We start from the raw sequence: 18,127 nt of genomic DNA, 5'->3' as shown, positions 1-18,127 counted from the left end.
TTTTAGCACGCAGCTTGTCCACTAAAATCAAGGCGTTGATTAACATGCTCTTAACAACGCCCGCGCGGATGCGATACCAGCAAAAATGATGGAATTCGATCGCTAAGCGGGAAGCAGTCATTGCGCGAGGAGAAGAGAGATAATCATTTGTGGGTAATAGTAACCGAAAAAATTATTTCAATGGTGTGTTAATTAACAGGACGTACCAGTGCGCTATAGCGTACGCTTCGCTTATCGGGGGGATGAGAGAGGGTAAGAAAGAAACTTGCCATAGCGGCGCAATTCATTGTGCAGAGTGGTTGTAGTGCATTTATCGCAAGAAAAACGGCGCGATAAATCGCGCCGCCACAATACCAACGCTAATGTAAATCGCGTTACTTCGCTGCCGCCAGCGCGTCCTGAATCCACTTATCGAATTCCGCCTGGTGACCTTTGATCCAGCCATCAACGTGGCCATTGATATCGGCTTCAGACGCATGGCCCTCATGCATCGCTGCATTCTCGGCGTTGATGTCGCCAATTGGCAGCTTCATCTCAGCAAACAGTTTTGCCGCTGCCGGATTTTTCTCGGTCCAGGCTTTGTTGGCGACAATGTGCATGGTGTTCACCGGGAAACCGTAGTTAGCACCGTTCGCCAGCTTGGTATCGACTTTGCTCTGCTCGCCTGGCAGTGAAGAGAACGGCACCTGCAGCCATACCACATCTTTACCCGGCTTCAGCACGTCGCTGACCCAATACGGCGTCCAGGTGTAATAGAACACCGGTTTGCCCTGCTTAAAGCGCGTGATGGTATCGGCGATCATCGCCGAGTAGTTGCCCTGATTGTGCTCAACGGTATTGCTCAGCTTGTAGGCTTCAATCTGGTGATTAATCACCGCTTCACAGCCCCAGCCTGGCGTACAGCCGGTCAAATCCGCTTTGCCATCGCCATTGGTATCAAACAGCTTGGCGATTTTTGGATCTTTCAGCTGCTCGATATTGGTGATGTGATACTGCTCGGCGGTTTTCTTATCGATCAGGTAACCCTGCGCAGCGCCACCGACGTAAGTGCCTTGACGGTAAAACTTCGCATCGCCGCCCGCTGCTTTATACATATCGTCGTGCAGCGGTTTCCAGTTGGTGGCAATAAAGGTGGCATCACCGGCTGCGATAGTGGTGTACGCCACGTTGTAATCAATCTCGCTTGGCTTCTCAACGGTATAGCCGAGTTTCTCCAGCGCGCGGCTCACCAGCAGCGTCTGGAAGGTTTCTTCTGAGATGGTGCTCTGAGTCGGTTTAACGGTGATGCCTTTACCGGGCAGGTCGGCGGCGGACACGTGCGTCGCGGCGAACGTCGTCAGGACGGCAGCGATGAGAGCTGTCTTGCGCATAGTCATTCCTTATTTTACGTGTTACGTCGGAGACGGGCGGCCGCAGCGGACCGCCCATTGAAATCAGGCTTTTTTACTGAAAGGGCGCATCAGCAGACCCAGCGGGCCAGTGCTGTACCAGTGGCGGCTGCCACGGCTGCGACTGTCGCGGCCCATCGACTGGGTCAAACGATCGAGAATAATGGCGAGAATCACGATGCCCACGCCGCCGACGGTGGCGAGGCCCATATCCAGGCGACCAATGCCGCGCAGCACCATCTGGCCAAGACCGCCAACCGCGATCATCGAGGCGATGACTACCATCGACAGCGCCAGCATCAGCGTCTGGTTGACGCCAGCCATGATGGTCGGCATCGCCAGTGGCAACTGGACTTTGAACAGCATCTGGCGCGGGCTGGCACCGAAGGATTCACTCGCTTCAATCAGATCGGCTGGCACCTGCTTAATGCCCAGAATGGTGAGGCGCACAATCGGCGGCAGCGCAAAGATGATGGTCACCACCACGCCCGGCACGTTGCCGATACCAAACAGCATCACGATCGGCACCAGATAGACGAAGGCGGGCGTGGTCTGCATCGCATCCAGTAGCGGGCGGATAATGCGCGCGGCACGTTCGCTGCGCGCCAGCCAGATGCCGAGCGGCAAGCCGATAATGATGCAGAACAGCAGGGCGGTCAGCACCAGCGCCAGCGTCACCATCGCCTGCGACCAGGCGCCAATTGCGCCGATGGCAATCAGCGAGACCAGCGTGGCAATGCCCATCGCCGGGCTGGCTATTTGCCAGGCGATCAGCGCAAACACCACAATCGCCACCGGCGCGGGCATGCCGAGCAGTAACTGCTGGAACGCGCTGAGGATGTAATCCACCGGCACGCGAATCCCCTGAAACACCGGACGGAAATGGCTGACCACCCAATCGATGCCTTCGGTTACCCAGCTATCAAGGGGAATCCAGGTTTTATGGAACGGGTCCATGATGTTGAAATGCTCAGGCGCGGGAGCGGGCGCGCTGCTCAGCCAGTCGCTGCTGCTGCTGGCAGCATTGCTGGCGGCATCGTGGCCACCGCTGCTGGCGGCGGAGGGATCGCCCCATGCATCGGCGCTATTATTATCCGCAGGCGCGGCACCGCCGCTCGCCCAGGGATCGCTGCTGCTGGCAGCGGCGCTGGTATCGGTTGTGGCAGGTTGCTGGGTGGTTTGGCTGGCGCTTTCCCACGGATTCGCTGTTTGTTCACTCATGATTAGGCTCCTTCACGGTCTAAAGCACGCAACAACATGCTTTTCGAAATGATACCGACGTACTGATTCTCCTCGCTGACCACCGGCACGGCGCAGGGCGCTTGTGCCACATGCGACAGCAGATCGTTCAGGGAGGTATCGGCAGGAACCGCTAACGGCGTGTCGAGCAGCGCGCTATCCAGCCCTTCACCGGCCGCCAGCGCGGCTTTCAATGAATCGGTGGACACCACGCCAACAAACTTCTGTTTCTCCAGCACATAGCCATATTCGCGATCTTCATCCTGCAGCAGCTTGATGGCGGATCGCGGACCAAAACCGGCGGCTTTGCGGATCAGTGAACCCGCACTGCGACGCGCAATATCTTTGGCGCTAAACACGTGACTGATATCGACGCCACGGAAGAAGGTGCGCACATAATCGTTGGCAGGATTATTGAGGATTTCATCCGGCGTGCCGACCTGCACCACTTCGCCGCCCTGCATAATGGCAATGCGGTCGCCAATGCGCATCGCTTCATCGAGGTCGTGAGAAATAAATACGATGGTACGCTGATGTTTGGCCTGCAGTTTTACCAGTTCATCCTGCATTTCGGTACGAATCAGCGGATCAAGTGCTGAGAAGGCTTCATCCATTAATAAAATATCTGGATTAATCGCCAATGCGCGGGCTAATCCAACGCGTTGACGCATGCCGCCAGAAAGTTCATCGGGATAAGAGTGAGCGTAATTATCCAGGCCAACCTGACGCAATGCTTCCAGCGCTTTTTCCTGACGTTCGGCCAAAGCGACGCCGGCTAATTCCATGCCAAAAGCCGCGTTATTTAGCACCGTCATGTGCGGCATTAATGCGAAGGATTGGAATACCATACTGATCTTATTTCTGCGTACTTCACGCAGTTCCGATTCCGATATTTTGGCAATATCGACACCGTCTATGATTACCTGGCCACGCGTGGGCTCGATCAGACGATTGAGAAGGCGAACCATGGTGGACTTACCTGAACCTGAAAGCCCCATGATGACGAAGATCTCGCCTTCTTCAATGGCCAGACTGGCATTTTTGACGCCAACAGAGAGACCGGTTTTCGCCAGAATACTCTCTTTGCTTTCGCCTTTATCGATCAGCTTAAATGCCTTTTCGGGATTATCCCCAAATACCTTATATAAATTCTTTACTTCGAGTTTAATTGCCATGCAGTAATTAATTTCCCGGTTAAATGTTTAACTATTTCTTGTTGTGGTCCTGATTAAATTTAAGCGCCCTATACCCTAGCATAGTGAAATTATCTGACAACCCTGAATGGCGATATTCGGCGGCACGCGCAGCGGTCAATGGCTAAAATCGCCAGTGCTCACAAGGGATGCGCGTGGATTAAATTTTTATGAAGGATAGTGTGATTTATCACTATTTCACGGCGGAAATGGTGTCAATGGCGTGAAAAAAGATGTTGTGAGTGGAAATAGAAAGGGGCGATTGAGGGATATTTAAATGTCAATTATGACGAGGCGAGGGGAATAAATGTGGAATCCAGGTCGCCATAAATGGCGACCCTACGACGTAGGGTGCGCATTAATGCGCACCGGGTATTAATGTTAAAAATTCCAGTCTTCGTCTTCGGTCTCTACTGCTTTACCCATGACATAAGAAGAGCCCGAGCCGGAGAAGAAATCGTGATTTTCATCGGCGTTGGGCGACAGCGCAGACAAGATCGCCGGGTTCACTGCGGTCAATTCCGCCGGGAACAGCGCTTCGTAGCCGAGGTTCATCAGCGCCTTGTTGGCGTTGTAGTGCAGGAAGGTTTTCACCTCTTCCGCCCAGCCGACTTCGCCGTACAACGCTTCGGTATACACCACTTCGTTTTCGTACAGTGCCAGCAGCAAATCAATCGCGAACTGTTGCAACTCTTCACGGCGACCAGCATCAACATTTTCCAGCGCTTTTTGGTACTTATAGCCGATGTAGTAACCGTGAACCGCTTCGTCACGAATGATCAGACGAATCAGGTCAGCGGTGTTGGTCAGCTTGCCACGGCTTGACCAATACATCGGCAACCAGAAACCGGAGTAGAACAGGAACGATTCAAGGAACACGCTGGCGATTTTCTTCTTCAGCGGATCCTCGGCGCGATAGTGCTCCAGCACAATCTTCGCCTTGATCTGCAGCGCGTCATTCTCTTCACTCCAGCGATACGCCGCATCGACATCTGCGGTGTTACACAGCGTGGAGAAAATCGAACTGTATGAACGCGCATGCACCGCTTCCATAAAGGAGACGTTCGACAGCACGGCTTCTTCATGCGGTGTAATCGCATCCTCCATCAGGCCCGGCGCACCGATCACGTTCTGGATGGTGTCGAGCAGCGTCAAACCGGTAAACACCCGAATGGTCAGCTGCTGTTGCTGGTGGTCCAGCGACTGCCACGCCGGCAGATCGTTGGAGAGCGGCACTTTTTCCGGCAGCCAGAAGTTGCTGGTCAGTCGGTTCCACACTTCGAGGTCTTTCTCGTCCTGAATGCGGTTCCAGTTAATCGCTTGAATCTGTTTTAGTTGCATAGTTTTCATCACAGTGAGCAGGAGACGCAGCCCTGCACCTCGGTGCCTTGAAGCGCCATCTGGCGCAGACGAATGTAATAGAGCGTTTTGATGCCTTTCTTCCACGCGTAGATCTGCGCTTTGTTGATATCGCGCGTGGTGACGTCATCGCGGAAGAACAGCGTCAGCGACAGGCCTTGATCGACGTGCTGCGTGGCTTCGGCGTAGGTATCAATAATCGCTTCCGGCCCAATCGAGTACGCATCCTGATAGAGGTCGAGATTGTCGTTGGTCATAAACGGTGCCGGATAATAGACGCGGCCAGTTTTGCCCTCTTTACGGATCTCAATGCGCGACACAATCGGGTGAATGCTGGAGGTCGCATGGTTGATGTACGAGATCGAACCGGTGGGCGGAATCGCCTGCAGGTTCTGGTTGTACAGTCCATGCTGCATCACCGCTGCACGTAGCGCTTGCCAGTCGGCCTGCGTCGGCAGAGCCAGTCCGGCATCAGCGAACAGTTTTGCCACACGCGCGGTGCGCGGTTGCCACGCTTGTTCGATGTACTTATCGAAATATTGCCCGCTGGCATATTTCGAGTCGGCGAAACCGTCAAAACTCTTCTGATGCTCCTGCGCCAGCAGATTCGAGGTGCGCACGGCGTGATAGGTGACGCAATAGAAGTAAAGATTGGTGAAATCCAGCGCTTCTTCTGAACCGTACGCCATGCCTTCGCGCGCCAGATAACCGTGCAGGTTCATCTGACCCAAACCAATCGCGTGCGAGCGGCGATTGCCTTCCGCCACCGACGGCACCGAATTGATCTCACTCATTTCGGAAACGGCGGTCAGCGCACGCACGGCGGTTTCCACGGTTTGCGCCAGATTGCGCGAATCCATGGCATGGGCAATGTTGAGCGAGCCGAGGTTGCAGGAGATATCTTTGCCGATGCGACGATAGCTGAGATCGTCATAGAACTCGCTGGCGCTATTAACCTGCAAAATCTCGGAGCAGAGATTACTCATGTTAATGCGACCGGCAATCGGGTTACTGCGGTTCACGCTGTCTTCGAACATGATGTACGGATAGCCCGATTCAAACTGAATCTCCGCCAGCGTTTGGAAGAAATCGCGCGGCTTGATGTAGGTTTTGGTGATGCGATCGTCCGCCAGCATCGCGTCGTAATGCTCGCTGATGCTGATATCACCAAAGGCTTTGCCGTAGATGCGTTCAACATCGTACGGCGAAAACAGCGCCATATCGCGATTCTCTTTCGCCAGCTGGAAGGTGATATCCGGGATCACCACGCCGAGCGACAGCGTTTTAATGCGGATCTTCTCGTCGGCGTTTTCGCGTTTGGTATCGAGGAAACGGAAAATATCCGGGTGATGCGCATTCAGCCACACTGCGCCCGCGCCCTGACGCGCACCGAGCTGGTTGGCGTAGGAAAACGCATCTTCCAACATCTTCATTACTGGAATCACGCCCGACGACTGGTTCTCAATGCGCTTAATCGGCGCACCCGATTCACGCAGGTTGGAGAGCAGGAACGCCACGCCGCCGCCGCGTTTCGACAGCTGCAACGCCGAATTCACCGCGCGACCAATCGATTCCATATTGTCTTCGATGCGCAGCAGGAAACAGGAAACCAGCTCGCCGCGCTGCTGCTTACCGCAGTTAAGGAAGGTTGGCGTAGCGGGCTGGAAGCGACCGCTCAGCATTTCCGCCAGCAGCTCGCGCGCTAAGGTTTCATTGCCGCGTGCCAGCGTCAGCGCCACCATGCAGGCGCGCTGTTCGAAAGTTTCCAGATAGCGTTTGCCGTCGAAGGTTTTCAGCGTGTAGCTGGTGTAAAACTTCCACGCACCGAGGAAGGTGTGAAAAGCGAAACCCGCCGCATCGGCTTCATCGTGCAGCTGGCACAGGAAAGCGAAATCGTACTGATTCAGCACTTCGGCTTCGTAGTAGCCTTCGGCCACCAGATAGCGCAGGCGTTCACCCGCAGAGGCAAACTGCACGGTATGGGGTTGCACATGCTGCAGGAAGAACTGGCGCGTCGCTTCATGATCTTTGCTGAACTGGATGCGGCCATCGGCGTCATACAGGTTCAGCATCGCGTTAAGCGCGTGGTAATCAGTCAGCGAGCTGTTTAGGGTGTCTGTCGTTGCCAAAATTGGGTCACTCCCGCTTTTACATTAGTGATATCGTCGGGGGTTCCCATCAGCTCAAAGCGGTAGAGATAGGGAACCTGACATTTCTGCGCAATGATGTCGCCCGCCAGGCAATAGCCTGCACCGAAGTTGCGGTTACCGGCAGCAATCACCCCGCGAATCCCGCGTCGGTTGGCATCATCATTGAGGAATTGGATCACTTGTCTCGGCACCGCACCGCGCGAACTGCCGCCGCCGTAGCTCGGCACCACTAAAATGTAGGGCTGTTCGATATGCAGGCGCTGCTTGCCATCAACCGGAATACGGCGGGCAGGCAGCCCAAGACGCGTGATGAATCGGTGCGTGTTTTCCGACTGGCTAGAGAAATAGACCAGTGGAAACATGGCTTATCCCCCGACGGCCGCGAGCTGGCGCAGGCTGGCAATTTTGTCGGGACGGAAGCCACTCCAGTGATCGTCTTGCGTCATCACCACCGGCACCTGACGGTAGCCGAGAGATTTGAGGTTGTCGATGGCTTCGGGTTGGGTATCAAGGTTGATCAGCTGATAGTCGATACCTTTGCGGTCCATGGCATTTTTTGTCGCATTGCACTGGACACAGTTGTCTTTGGTGTAAATAATAATGCGCATGATTCGTATTTCCCTTTGATTGCGGTCAGATTGCGAGATACGAAGCAAATTCCTGTTTGCATCGAACTTCGTCCTTGACGATATTTAGGTGCTGGTTGATGGGTTGAATACTAGATGTAGTGATTAAAAGGATCAAGCCCACCAGATATAGGGTTTTGTGATTTTGATCTTCGGATATTCGCTAAGGCCAGAGATCATGCGCCTTCCAGGCCGTAAAAATTTTTTGTAAAGGGAACGAGGTGGGAGAGATGGTTAGATTTTGTGCGATTTGGCCCTCATCCCAGCCTTCTCCCGCAAGCGGGAGAAGGAGCCGATCGCGCTAACTATTCCCTCTCCCGCCTGCGGGAAAGGGCTAGGGTGAGGGAGAGTGCGCACTATCTCGCGCCCACAAAAAAGCCCCGCATCAGCGAGGCTTATTGAGTCTACTTTCAGGCTTATCGGCGTGAAGACACCAGCAGCGCGCCAAGCACCAGGCCTATTGCCGCACCGACGCCCACGCCGTGCCACGGCTTGTCGTGGACGTAGGCATCAACCTGCGTACCGGCGTCACGCGCCGCTTGCGATACGCGACTCTGTCCGCCGCTGAGTTTGGCACGCGTCTGCTTCAGCAGCGCCTGCGCCTGGCTGCGTGCATTATCAACCTCATCTTTAGCTTCACTGCCATAAGATTTAAGTAACGCCTCTAGCGAATCGGCCAGTTCGTTTACATCCTGATTAATATCAATGTCATCGTTTTTTGCGCTTCGATTAAACATTTTTTGGCTCCCTTTGATTTAAAACGTAATACTCAGTGTAGACGAAGCGTGATTAAACGCAGGGATGTGCCAGGCTTTAGGGAAAATTCCGAATGCCCATGCCATCCTGCTGCTGTAAGGTTGCGGGGCTGTGAGAAGAGAGGAGCAAGCATGTATTTACGACCAGATGAGGTAGCGCGCGTACTTGAGAAAGTAGGCTTCGAAATGGATACCCAAACGCCAAAAATTTACGGTTATCGTCGCGGCGAAAACTATGTGTATGTTAATCGCGAAGCGCGAATGGGACGGACCGCCTTAATCATTCACCCGACGCTGAAAGAGAAAAGCCAGAGCTTTGCTGAACCGGCCTCAGAGATGAAAACCTGCGATCACTACACGCAATTCCCACTCTATTTAATGGGCGATTCGCAGGAGCATTACGGTATTCCGCACGGCTTCAGCTCGCGCGTTGCGCTTGAGCGTTATCTGCAAGGCGTATTCGGCGCCTGATCTTGCGCCCCGTCAACGCGGGGCCGCAAACCCTCACTGAATCCTCTCCTTCTGCCCCGTTGCAAATCCGCACGCTGACGCGTATAACCTTGTGTCCATATAGATGTTCAGACGTCCATACGGATAAATATCATGCAAACTCAGGATACGCCTCCTCAGGAAAACTTTAAGCGCACCATGAAAGTACGGCATCTGGTGATGCTGTCGCTGGGCGGTGTGATCGGAACCGGGCTGTTCTTCAATACCGGCTACATCATCTCAACCACCGGTGCAGCCGGCACTTTGCTGGCCTATCTGATTGGTGCGCTGGTGGTGTGGCTGGTGATGGTCTGTCTTGGCGAACTGGCCGTGGCGATGCCGGAAACCGGCGCGTTCCACGTCTATGCCGCGCGCTACCTCAGCCCGGCCACCGGTTATACCGTCGCCTGGCTTTACTGGCTCACCTGGACGGTGGCGCTGGGTTCCAGCCTGACCGCCGCCGGGTTCTGCATGCAGTACTGGTTCCCGAGCGTGCCGGTGTGGACGTGGTGTCTGGTGTTCTGCATCGCTATTTATCTGCTGAATATCGTCTCAACGCGCTTCTTTGCCGAAGGTGAATTCTGGTTCTCCATCATTAAAGTGATCACCATCATCGCCTTTATCATTCTCGGTGCGGGTGCGATCTTTGGTTTTATCCCGATGAAAGACGGCAGTGCTGCGCCGGGATTACACAATCTCACCGCTTCCGGCTGGCTGCCGCACGGCACGTTGCCAATTCTGATGACCATGGTGGCGGTCAACTTCGCTTTCTCGGGCACGGAATTGATCGGTATCGCCGCCGGTGAAACCGAGCAGCCACAAAAAGCGCTGCCGCTGGCGATCCGCACCACCGTGGCACGGTTGATCATCTTCTTTATCGGCACGGTATTCGTGCTGGCGGCGCTGATCCCAATGGATCAGGCGGGGATCGTCAAAAGCCCGTTTGTGCTGGTGTTTGAAAAGATCGGCATCCCGTACGCAGCGGATATCTTCAACTTCGTGATCCTGACCGCCATCCTCTCCGCCGCTAACTCCGGCCTGTATGCTTCTGGCCGCATGTTGTGGTCGCTGGCCAATGAGAACACGCTGCCGCGCTGTTTTGCGCGCGTTAATCGCCGCGGCATTCCGGTGCTGGCGCTGACCGTGAGCATGATTGGCGGCCTGCTGGCGCTGTTCTCCAGCGTAATTGCGCCGGACACGGTGTTTGTGGCGCTGTCGGCGATTTCCGGTTTTGCCGTGGTAGCGGTGTGGCTCAGCATCTGCGCCTCGCACTATGTGTTCCGTCGTCGCCATCTGCAAGCGGGTGGCAGCTTACTACAGCTGGCGTATCGCGCGCCGCTCTATCCGCTGACGCCGATTCTCGGCTTCCTGCTTTGCCTGCTGGCGTGCGTCGGACTGGCGTTCGATCCGTCGCAGCGTATTGCGTTGTGGTGCGGCATTCCGTTTGTGCTGTTCTGCTATGCCGCATACCATGTCACGCAACGACGTAAGTCATCCCTTAAGGCTGAGGAGGCCAACGATGTCGCGTAATCCCATCGCGCAGGCACTAACCCAAACTGACACGCTGATTCTGGATGGCGCGCTGGCGACCGAGCTGGAGGCGCGCGGCTGCAATCTGGCCGATGCGCTGTGGTCGGCCAAAGTGCTGGTAGAAAATCCTGAGCTGATTTATCAGGTGCATCACGATTACTTTGCCGCTGGCGCGCATGTGGCGATCACCGCCAGCTATCAGGCCACACCGCAGGGTTTTGCTGCGCGCGGATTAGATGAAGCGCAGGCGCTGGCACTGATTACCCAGAGCGTACAGCTGGCGCAGCGCGCGCGTGACGACTATCGCGCATCTTCGGCCAGCACCGCGCCATTGCTGGTGGGCGGATCCGTCGGGCCGTATGGCGCGTTTCTGGCCAATGGCGCGGAGTATCGGGGTGATTACGCGCTGCCGGAAGAGGAGATGAAAGCGTTCCACCGTCCGCGCGTGAAGGCGTTGCTGGAAGCGGGTGTCGATCTGCTGGCCTGCGAAACGCTGCCGTCCTTCGCTGAGGCGCAGGCGCTGGTGAGTTTACTGGCCGAATTCCCTGACAGCAGCGCGTGGTTCTCCTTTACCCTGCGCGATGCCGAACACCTCAGCGACGGCACGCCGCTGAGCAAAGTGGCGCAGCTGGTGAATGCGGCACCGCAAGTGGTGGCGATTGGCATCAACTGCGTGGCGCTGGAGAGCGTGACGCCCGCTCTGCGCAGCTTACAGGCGCTGTGTGACAAACCGCTGCTGGTCTATCCGAACTCCGGCGAGCAGTACGATGCCAGCAGCAAAACCTGGCACTCCGCGCCATCGGGTTGCACGCTGCATGACAAGTTCGCCGAATGGCAGCAGGCGGGCGCACGTCTGATTGGCGGCTGCTGCCGCACCACGCCGCAGGATATCGCGGCGATTGCTGCCTGTTGTCAACCGCAATAAAGCGCAGAAAATCATCAGTGATAGCGCGATTAAGCACAGAAGGGCAGTTTACACTGTCCTATCTGATGCTAAAGCGGACCTGCTATGAACCTGCGACCTCTTTTTCCTGCCTGTGCGCTGCTGCTGAGCGGCTGCGCCACCATTGTTGGCACTGAAACGCAACCGGTAAAAATCGACTCCCTGCCGCAAGGCGCGCGTTTCACCGTGCAGGATGAGACCGGCCGCGCGGTGGCTCAGGGCTATACGCCGCAAACCGTCGAGCTGGCGAAATCGACCGGGAATTACTTTGGTAAGAAGCACTATCAGGTGATGCTGGAGAGTCCGGGCTACGTGCCGCTAACCTTGCCGATCGAGGCCAGTGCCAATCTGTGGTATGTGCTGGGCAATATTCCGCTATTGGGCTTCCCCGGCTGGCTGCTGGTCGATCCCTTCTATGGCGGCATGTACGATCTCAAACCTGAACATCCCCAGCCGAAGCTGAACGTCGTCGGCGCACGCGGTTAATTACGCCGCCATTTATGGCGTAATGCCGCTCAGTTAAGCGTAGAGCGACTTTCGTTCGCCATGTACTGAGGCAGTTGCAGTACCCTGGTGCGGCGACCGAGCAGAGAGCGCCTGGCCGCGCCCTCTGCACTCCCGGGCCTTGCGCCAGCCCAATCCGCCGCTTCGCGGTACCTTCACTCATTCACGATTCCTGACGGACCGGTGGCGATTCGCTCCTGCTCAGCGCCACCTCTCGCCGCATCCATGCGGCTCGCCCTGGAATCCCTCATTCGCTCAGCGGTTTGGGATGTCGCCTCAACACCGTCGCTGCAGCGACAATGCGTTTTTCTGACTCACCATCGCCACAAACCCCGTAGGGTCGCCATTCATGGCGACCTGGTGCGCATGAATGCATAGACAATGATTACTGCGCGGTTGGCTTCACCATCGCATTGGCGCTTTTATGCTGCGCCAGATGCTGCTGCTGGAAAATGCACATGCGAATGGTGTTGCGGTATTCGCCGTTGATGAAAAATTCGTGCTTTAGTACGCCTTCCACCTCAAAACCCAACTTGGTGTAGATATGCACCGCCTTCTTATTCTCTTCATCGACAATCAGATAGAGTTTGTAGAGATTCAGCACCGAAAAGCCGTAATCCATCGCTAACTTTGCCGCTTTCGTGGCTAAGCCTTTGCCCTGATGTGAAGGATCGATAATGATCTGAAACTCAGCGCGGCGATGCACGTGATTAATCTCGACCAACTCCACCAAACCGGCTTTGTGTCCATCATGCTCCACCACAAAGCGACGCTCGGTTTGATCGTGGATGTGTTTGTCATACAGATCAGAAAGCTCGACGAAGGCTTCGTACGGCTCCTCAAACCAGTAACGCATCACGCTGGCGTTGTTATCGAGTTGATGCACAAAGCGTAAATCTTCCCGCTCCAGCGGACGTAACTTAACCGTCATACGGTGTTCCTTGTTGTTGAATGTTGTTCCACGATGCGGCCTTGCGCCATGCGCGCTGCGCGATCGCACATGTGATCGATCACATCCGGATCGTGGCTGACCAGCACCATGGTTAACCCATCTTTCTGCTTCAGATCGTTGAGCAGGTTGAGGATCTCGGCCTGCACCGACATGTCCAGCGCCGAGGTCGGCTCATCCAGCAGCAGGATCTTCGGTTCCAGCAGCAGGGCGCGCACGATTGCCACGCGCTGACGCTGACCGCCTGAAAGCTGATGCGGATAGCGATCCGCCAGCGCCGGATCGAGCCCGACATGGCGGAACCCGGCATTAATGCGGTCGTCGATGTTATCACGCTTAAGCATTTTCAGCGGTTCCGCCAGCGTGCGACGCAGGCGATGACGCGGATGCAGCGAAGCGTAGGGATCCTGAAACACCATCTGCACATCGCGGCGCAGCTGGCCGGTAAACGCTTTGCCGGGCTGCACGGCGGTGCCCGCCAGCGACATGCTGCCGCTCCAGTGCGGATTCAATCCCGCCAGCACCCACAGCAGCGACGACTTGCCGCAGCCGGACGGGCCAACCAGACCAAAACACTCACCGGCCGCGACCTGCAGCGACACATCGTGCACTACGGTGCGCAGCTCGTAACCTTGCTTGTGCGAAACGCTGAGGTTCGATAACTCAATCATCACTCTTCTCCAGTGCTGCACGATCCAGCACCGGCAAGCGCTCGCCGTGTGTGGCTTTACTCGGACGACAGGCCCACAAGGTGCTGGTGTAAGGATGGCTGGCGTTGGAGAGTTCGGACGCCGGCAAGGTATCCAGCACGCGGCCCTGATACATCACCATCACACGTTCGCAGTGCTCGGAAACCTGTTGCAGATCGTGGCTGATCAGCAGCAAACCCATGTTGCGCTGCTCAACCAGACGACGAATCAGCGCCAGTACCTGATCGCGCATTGCGTGATCGAGTGCCGACGTGGGTTCATCGGCGATCAGCAGTTCAGGATCGGTGATCAGGGCGATCGCCAGCATCACGCGTTGGCCCATGCCGCCAGAGAGTTGATGCGGATAGCGTTTCATCAACTGATGCGGATCGGGCAGACCCACCGCATCCAGCATCTCGCACACTTTCTCTTTACGCTCGGCGCGGCTCAGTTTGTGGTGCAGCACCAGCGGTTCTTCCACCTGCCAGCCAATAGTGCGCGTGGGATTGAGCGCATATTTCGGATCCTGCATCACCATCGCCACCTTGCTACCGCGCAGCTGGATCCAGTCGCGTTCGCGCAGGCTCAGCGCATCGGTGCCGACAATCTGCAAACGCTCGGCCTGCAAATGCAGCGAAGGCGACAGCAAGCCCATCAGCGTGCGCGCGGTGAGTGATTTACCGGAACCGGATTCCCCTACCAACGCCACGCGCTCGCGGCCAATTTGAAAGCCGATGTTATCGACCAGTAGCGCATCATCGCTGCGAATCGTCAGGCCTTGTACATCAATTAACAGATCATTTGGCATGGCGAGTATCCAGTCGGTCACGCAGGCCATCGCCTGTCAGGTTAAACGCCAGGCTGGCGAACAGAATCGCGCCGCCGGGTGCGGCGGCTACCCACCATTGGTCGAAGATCACTTTACTGCCTTCCGCCACCATCGAACCCCATTCGGCGGTAGGCGGTTGTACGCCCATGCCAAGGAAGCCGAGGCCAGCGGCCGAGAGAATAATGCCGCCGAGGCTCAGCGCTGCACGCACCACCGCCGTTGGCATACAGAGCGGCAGAATGTGGCCAAACATCAGGCGCAAGCCGGTGATGCCCTGCATGCGCGCGGCGGCGAGGTAATCACTGCGGCGCAGCGCCAGCGTTTCCGCACGCGCCTGACGGGCAAACGGCGGCCAGCTGGTGAGCGCCAGCGCCAGCGCGCCATTCATCAAACCGGGGCCGAGCATGGCGACCAGCGCCAGCGCGATCACCAGATTTGGCAGCGACAGGAAGATATCGGTAATGCGCATCAACACGCGCTCGGTCCAGCCGCCCACGTAACCGGCGGTGATGCCGACCAGCAGGCCAACCGGAATGGTCAGCACCAGAATCAGTGACACCAGCAGCAGCGTTGGGCGCGCGCCGTAAATCACGCGTGACAGCAGATCGCGGCCAAAGCCATCGGTGCCAAACCAGTGCAGCGCCGACGGCGCCTGCAAACGCTGGGAGATGATCTGCGCATTGGGATCGAAAGGCGCCAGCAACGGCGCGAACAACGCCATCGCCACCACAATCAGCACCAGCGTCAGGCCGATGGTGAGTGAGGTCACGCGCGCGCGTCGGCGGCGTGGACGCAGCGTTTCCAGTTCAGAGAGTTGTTGAGTCATCGGGTTCTCGGATCGGTTAACCAGGTCAGGGCATCGGCCAGCGCGTTGAGCAGAATAAAGCAGCTGCCAATCAGCAAGGTCGAGCCGAGAATCGCCGGTACATCAGAGGAAAACAGCGCGTTGGTCATGTAGCGACCGACGCCAGGCCAGGCAAAAACCGTTTCGGTCAAGACCGAACCTTCCAGCAGCGTGGCGTAGGAGAGGGCGATAACGGTAATCAGCGTGCCCAGCACGTTGGGGAAAATATGCCGCAGCAAAATGCGGCCACGGCTGGCACCTTTGGCGCGCGCCAGCACCACGTACTCTTTGCTGCTCTCTTCCAGCAGCGCCGCGCGCAGCAGGCGCGTAATACCCGCCATCGCCAGCAGGCCGAGAATCACCACCGGCAGCCACAAATGGGCAATCGCATTGCGGAACATCTCGGGATCGCCGGACATCCAGCTATCAATCAGCACAAAGCCGGTTTTCGGCTCCAGCGTGTAGATCCAGATGTCATCGAGCTGGCCCGGTCCGGCAGACCAGTGCAGCACGGCGTAAAACAGCAGCAAACCCAGCAGGCCGAGCCAGAACACCGGCACCGAGTAGCCAAGCAGCGACACAAAACGCGCCACGTTATCGATAATGCTGCCCGGTTTCCACGCCGCCAGCAGCGCCAGGGCAATGCCAAACACTGCGGCAAAAATCATCGCGCAGGTGGCCAGCTCAATGGTAGCGGGGAAGGTACGCATCAGGTCGGCGCTGACCGGTTGATTGGTCAGGTGCGATAAGCCGAGATCGCCGCGCGCCAGATGGCTGATATAGCGCCAGAACTGCACCAGCACCGGCTGATCGAGGCCGAGATCGTGGCGCACCTGCGCGTAAGTGGCTTCACTGGCGTGATCGCCGGCGATCTGCTGCACCGGATCGACAGGCGACAGGTGCGACAGCATAAAAGTGAACGCTAACAAACCGACCAACGTCACCAGCAGCGAAAGCAGGCTGGTAACGAGGTGGCTAACGCGTTGCCAGAGTGGCCGGGCGAACCCGGCCTGTGAAGCTGACACTGCCATTACTTAGAAACCTGCGAGTAATAGACCATGTCTGGGTTGATGCCCTGCACATATCCTTGCAGATTGTCGCGCAGCGCAATCAGGTTTTTCGCCTGCAAGCCAATCACGTACGGCGAGTTTTTCAGCACTTCACGCTGCATCGCCTGATAAAGTTCAACGCGCTTGTTGTTATCGCTCTCGGCGGTGGCGGCCAGCGTTTGCTTGTTCAGCTCTGGGATATGCCAGTCAGAACGGTAAGCCACGGTTTTGCTGCCATCTTCCGGGTTGTAAGCGAAGGACGCGGCGTTGGTGTTTGGATCGAAATAGTCTGCGCCCCAGGCGTTCAGGGTGGCTTCGTATTTGTGCGCCTTCACGCGGGTAGAGACTTCAGAGCTCAAGCCAGGCTGCACTTCAACCTTCACGCCGCCTTTAGCAAAGCTGCCCTGCAGCGCCTGCGCGATGTCGAGGTAAGGCGGCTGATTGCTGGTGGAGAGCTTGAAGCTGACGTTGGTCAGACCGGCTTTCTTCAAAATCGCTTTGGCTTTCTCAGGATCGTAAGTGTATGGCGTGTCGTTGATTGCGCCGAGGAAACCTTTCGGCAGGAAAGTCTGATGCACGTCGAACTGGCCTTTCAGCAGGTCATTAGCGATACCTTTATAGTCGAACAGGTAACGAGCCGCTTCCCACAGCGCCGGGTTCTTCAGTACCGGATTCTCACCAATGTTGAACTGGATGTAATAGAGCGATGCCATCGGGATCGCTTCGGTCTTCACGCCCGCTTTGCCTTTCAGCGAGGCAATCTGATCCGCGCCGAGGTTACGCGCGATATCCACATCGCCCTGTTCCAGCAGCAGACGACGCGCAGCCGGTTCCGGCACGTTTTTGATCAGGATGTTTTTCAGCTTCGGTGCGCCCGCCGGAGAGGTTGGGTTGGCGCTCAGCAGAATCGCTTCATGCAGCACCACTTTACGAATCTGATACGGGCCGCTACCGGCAGAGTGGGTGCCGAGCCACGCGTGGCCGAAGTCACCGTTCTTCGCGTTGGCCTGCGCGGTTTTCTCATCAACAATCGAAGAGACCGGCGCGGAGAGCAGGCTGAGGACATACGCCGGGCTGACGTTGGCGCTCCAGCTGATCTGTACGTGGTTGTCATCAACCTTCTTCAGGAAGGTATCGACGTTGTCTTTATTCCAGCCAAGTTGGGTAAGAATAAAGGAGGGATCGAGGTTGAGTTTCACCACGCGGCCCAGCGAGAAGATCACATCTTCCGGACGCAACGGATTGCCGCTGGCGAACTGAGCGCCTTTGCGCAGTTCAAAGGTCAGGCTGCGATTATCGCTGCCCGCTTGCCAGGAGGTCGCCAGCGTTGGTTTTAAATCGGTTGGATTGGTGGGATCGGACTGAACCAGGCGCTGATAAATGTTAGTGAATGCTTGCACTGTTGTGAGCTCAAAGCCCTGCGCGGGATCGAAGCTGTCGGCATCGTCGGTGGACTGGGCAATAACCAGCGTATCTTTCGGCGTCGCTGCCTGAACAGAGAAGGCGGCTACCAGCGATAACGCTAGCAGTGAGGGAATAATTTTTTTCATGTTGTTTCCTTGCCTAAAAAAAGTAACGCGAGTTTACGAGA

General features: G+C 56.5%; 18 protein-coding genes. 4 read left to right on the top strand and 14 right to left on the bottom strand.

Annotated elements, in window-relative coordinates; translation table 11 throughout:
* Positions 1-374: 374 nt before the first annotated feature.
* From proX to AC6I8A_RS15015, 8 genes are all read right to left on the bottom strand, one after another.
* A complete protein-coding gene (proX, locus tag AC6I8A_RS15050; protein ID WP_265300026.1) occupies positions 375-1,370 on the bottom strand; it encodes a glycine betaine/L-proline ABC transporter substrate-binding protein ProX in 996 nt (331 codons plus the stop codon).
* Between the two features lie 63 nt (positions 1,371-1,433).
* On the bottom strand, positions 1,434-2,609 hold the full coding sequence (gene proW, locus AC6I8A_RS15045; RefSeq protein WP_479486113.1) for a glycine betaine/L-proline ABC transporter permease ProW: 1,176 nt from the start codon (positions 2,607-2,609) through the stop codon (positions 1,434-1,436).
* A gap of 2 nt (positions 2,610-2,611) precedes the next feature.
* Complete coding sequence (proV, locus tag AC6I8A_RS15040; RefSeq protein ID WP_008101632.1) at positions 2,612-3,802, bottom strand: glycine betaine/L-proline ABC transporter ATP-binding protein ProV; 1,191 nt, start codon at positions 3,800-3,802, stop codon at positions 2,612-2,614.
* Positions 3,803-4,201: 399 nt separating this feature from the next.
* On the bottom strand, positions 4,202-5,161 hold the full coding sequence (gene nrdF, locus AC6I8A_RS15035; protein WP_497818730.1) for a class 1b ribonucleoside-diphosphate reductase subunit beta: 960 nt from the start codon (positions 5,159-5,161) through the stop codon (positions 4,202-4,204).
* 8 nt (positions 5,162-5,169) lie between these two features.
* Positions 5,170-7,308 carry a class 1b ribonucleoside-diphosphate reductase subunit alpha gene (gene nrdE, locus AC6I8A_RS15030; RefSeq protein ID WP_293792566.1) on the bottom strand — a complete coding sequence of 713 codons (2,139 nt, stop codon included), beginning with the start codon at positions 7,306-7,308 and terminating at the stop codon, positions 5,170-5,172.
* Positions 7,287-7,691, bottom strand: coding sequence for a class Ib ribonucleoside-diphosphate reductase assembly flavoprotein NrdI (gene nrdI / locus AC6I8A_RS15025; protein WP_497818729.1), 405 nt, complete (start codon positions 7,689-7,691; stop codon positions 7,287-7,289). The genes nrdE and nrdI overlap by 22 nt, the downstream gene beginning before the upstream one ends.
* A 3-nt stretch (positions 7,692-7,694) precedes the next feature.
* Complete coding sequence (gene nrdH / locus AC6I8A_RS15020; RefSeq protein ID WP_008101624.1) at positions 7,695-7,937, bottom strand: glutaredoxin-like protein NrdH; 243 nt, start codon at positions 7,935-7,937, stop codon at positions 7,695-7,697.
* Positions 7,938-8,371: 434 nt separating this feature from the next.
* Positions 8,372-8,692, bottom strand: a complete 321-nt coding sequence (locus AC6I8A_RS15015) for a DUF883 family protein (protein WP_008101623.1) — start codon at positions 8,690-8,692, stop codon at positions 8,372-8,374.
* A 150-nt stretch (positions 8,693-8,842) separates the two neighbouring features.
* Here AC6I8A_RS15015 and AC6I8A_RS15010 point away from each other — a divergent pair, with 150 nt between their 5' ends.
* The 4 genes from AC6I8A_RS15010 (at position 8,843) to AC6I8A_RS14995 (ending at position 12,158) form a co-directional block, all read left to right on the top strand.
* The gene (locus AC6I8A_RS15010) at positions 8,843-9,181 is read left to right on the top strand and encodes a DUF2002 family protein (protein ID WP_008101622.1); all 339 of its coding nucleotides are present in this window, start codon (positions 8,843-8,845) and stop codon (positions 9,179-9,181) included.
* 132 nt (positions 9,182-9,313) lie between these two features.
* Positions 9,314-10,729 (top strand): S-methylmethionine permease, encoded by a 1,416-nt coding sequence (gene mmuP / locus AC6I8A_RS15005; RefSeq protein ID WP_497818728.1) that lies wholly within the window; start codon positions 9,314-9,316, stop codon positions 10,727-10,729.
* Positions 10,719-11,654: a homocysteine S-methyltransferase gene (mmuM, locus tag AC6I8A_RS15000; RefSeq protein ID WP_497818727.1), complete on the top strand. Its 936-nt coding sequence runs from the start codon at positions 10,719-10,721 to the stop codon at positions 11,652-11,654. The genes mmuP and mmuM overlap by 11 nt, the downstream gene beginning before the upstream one ends.
* An 84-nt stretch (positions 11,655-11,738) precedes the next feature.
* Positions 11,739-12,158 carry a hypothetical protein gene (locus AC6I8A_RS14995; protein ID WP_256697178.1) on the top strand — a complete coding sequence of 140 codons (420 nt, stop codon included), beginning with the start codon at positions 11,739-11,741 and terminating at the stop codon, positions 12,156-12,158.
* Positions 12,159-12,561: 403 nt separating this feature from the next.
* Here the strand turns inward: AC6I8A_RS14995 and speG are convergent, their stop codons facing one another.
* From speG to AC6I8A_RS14965, 6 genes are read right to left on the bottom strand one after another with little or no spacing between them, the layout of a single operon-like run.
* A complete protein-coding gene (speG, locus tag AC6I8A_RS14990) occupies positions 12,562-13,107 on the bottom strand; it encodes a spermidine N1-acetyltransferase (protein ID WP_008101618.1) in 546 nt (181 codons plus the stop codon).
* Positions 13,104-13,796 (bottom strand): ABC transporter ATP-binding protein, encoded by a 693-nt coding sequence (locus AC6I8A_RS14985; protein WP_061718040.1) that lies wholly within the window; start codon positions 13,794-13,796, stop codon positions 13,104-13,106. Before AC6I8A_RS14985 ends, speG begins: the two co-directional genes overlap by 4 nt.
* Positions 13,789-14,622, bottom strand: a complete 834-nt coding sequence (locus AC6I8A_RS14980) for an ABC transporter ATP-binding protein (protein ID WP_497818726.1) — start codon at positions 14,620-14,622, stop codon at positions 13,789-13,791. The genes AC6I8A_RS14985 and AC6I8A_RS14980 overlap by 8 nt, the downstream gene beginning before the upstream one ends.
* The gene (locus AC6I8A_RS14975; protein ID WP_008101592.1) at positions 14,612-15,469 is read right to left on the bottom strand and encodes an ABC transporter permease; all 858 of its coding nucleotides are present in this window, start codon (positions 15,467-15,469) and stop codon (positions 14,612-14,614) included. Before AC6I8A_RS14975 ends, AC6I8A_RS14980 begins: the two co-directional genes overlap by 11 nt.
* Complete coding sequence (locus tag AC6I8A_RS14970; protein WP_154181619.1) at positions 15,466-16,518, bottom strand: ABC transporter permease; 1,053 nt, start codon at positions 16,516-16,518, stop codon at positions 15,466-15,468. The genes AC6I8A_RS14975 and AC6I8A_RS14970 overlap by 4 nt, the downstream gene beginning before the upstream one ends.
* A complete protein-coding gene (locus AC6I8A_RS14965) occupies positions 16,518-18,086 on the bottom strand; it encodes an ABC transporter substrate-binding protein (RefSeq protein ID WP_008101588.1) in 1,569 nt (522 codons plus the stop codon). The genes AC6I8A_RS14970 and AC6I8A_RS14965 overlap by 1 nt, the downstream gene beginning before the upstream one ends.
* Positions 18,087-18,127: the final 41 nt, after the last annotated feature.

The organism is Pantoea sp. X-Soil-ISGK-275, from assembly GCF_059730795.1.
The sequence above is the reverse complement of the archived record's forward strand: the minus strand, read 5'-3'. Positions and strand labels throughout refer to the sequence as shown.

What these genes read in the sequence shown, in the direction of transcription:
- AC6I8A_RS15010 (WP_008101622.1), top strand. Translation starts at nt 8,843, where the DNA reads ATGTATTTACGACCAGATGAGGTAGCGCGCGTACTTGAGAAAGTAGGC.
- proX (WP_265300026.1), bottom strand. Translation starts at nt 1,370, where the DNA reads ATGCGCAAGACAGCTCTCATCGCTGCCGTCCTGACGACGTTCGCCGCG.
- AC6I8A_RS14965 (WP_008101588.1), bottom strand. Translation starts at nt 18,086, where the DNA reads ATGAAAAAAATTATTCCCTCACTGCTAGCGTTATCGCTGGTAGCCGCC.
- proW (WP_479486113.1), bottom strand. Translation starts at nt 2,609, where the DNA reads ATGAGTGAACAAACAGCGAATCCGTGGGAAAGCGCCAGCCAAACCACC.
- nrdH (WP_008101624.1), bottom strand. Translation starts at nt 7,937, where the DNA reads ATGCGCATTATTATTTACACCAAAGACAACTGTGTCCAGTGCAATGCG.
- mmuP (WP_497818728.1), top strand. Translation starts at nt 9,314, where the DNA reads ATGCAAACTCAGGATACGCCTCCTCAGGAAAACTTTAAGCGCACCATG.
- speG (WP_008101618.1), bottom strand. Translation starts at nt 13,107, where the DNA reads ATGACGGTTAAGTTACGTCCGCTGGAGCGGGAAGATTTACGCTTTGTG.
- AC6I8A_RS14985 (WP_061718040.1), bottom strand. Translation starts at nt 13,796, where the DNA reads ATGATTGAGTTATCGAACCTCAGCGTTTCGCACAAGCAAGGTTACGAG.
- AC6I8A_RS14980 (WP_497818726.1), bottom strand. Translation starts at nt 14,622, where the DNA reads ATGCCAAATGATCTGTTAATTGATGTACAAGGCCTGACGATTCGCAGC.
- nrdF (WP_497818730.1), bottom strand. Translation starts at nt 5,161, where the DNA reads ATGCAACTAAAACAGATTCAAGCGATTAACTGGAACCGCATTCAGGAC.
- proV (WP_008101632.1), bottom strand. Translation starts at nt 3,802, where the DNA reads ATGGCAATTAAACTCGAAGTAAAGAATTTATATAAGGTATTTGGGGAT.
- AC6I8A_RS15015 (WP_008101623.1), bottom strand. Translation starts at nt 8,692, where the DNA reads ATGTTTAATCGAAGCGCAAAAAACGATGACATTGATATTAATCAGGAT.
- AC6I8A_RS14975 (WP_008101592.1), bottom strand. Translation starts at nt 15,469, where the DNA reads ATGACTCAACAACTCTCTGAACTGGAAACGCTGCGTCCACGCCGCCGA.
- nrdI (WP_497818729.1), bottom strand. Translation starts at nt 7,691, where the DNA reads ATGTTTCCACTGGTCTATTTCTCTAGCCAGTCGGAAAACACGCACCGA.
- AC6I8A_RS14970 (WP_154181619.1), bottom strand. Translation starts at nt 16,518, where the DNA reads ATGGCAGTGTCAGCTTCACAGGCCGGGTTCGCCCGGCCACTCTGGCAA.
- mmuM (WP_497818727.1), top strand. Translation starts at nt 10,719, where the DNA reads ATGTCGCGTAATCCCATCGCGCAGGCACTAACCCAAACTGACACGCTG.
- AC6I8A_RS14995 (WP_256697178.1), top strand. Translation starts at nt 11,739, where the DNA reads ATGAACCTGCGACCTCTTTTTCCTGCCTGTGCGCTGCTGCTGAGCGGC.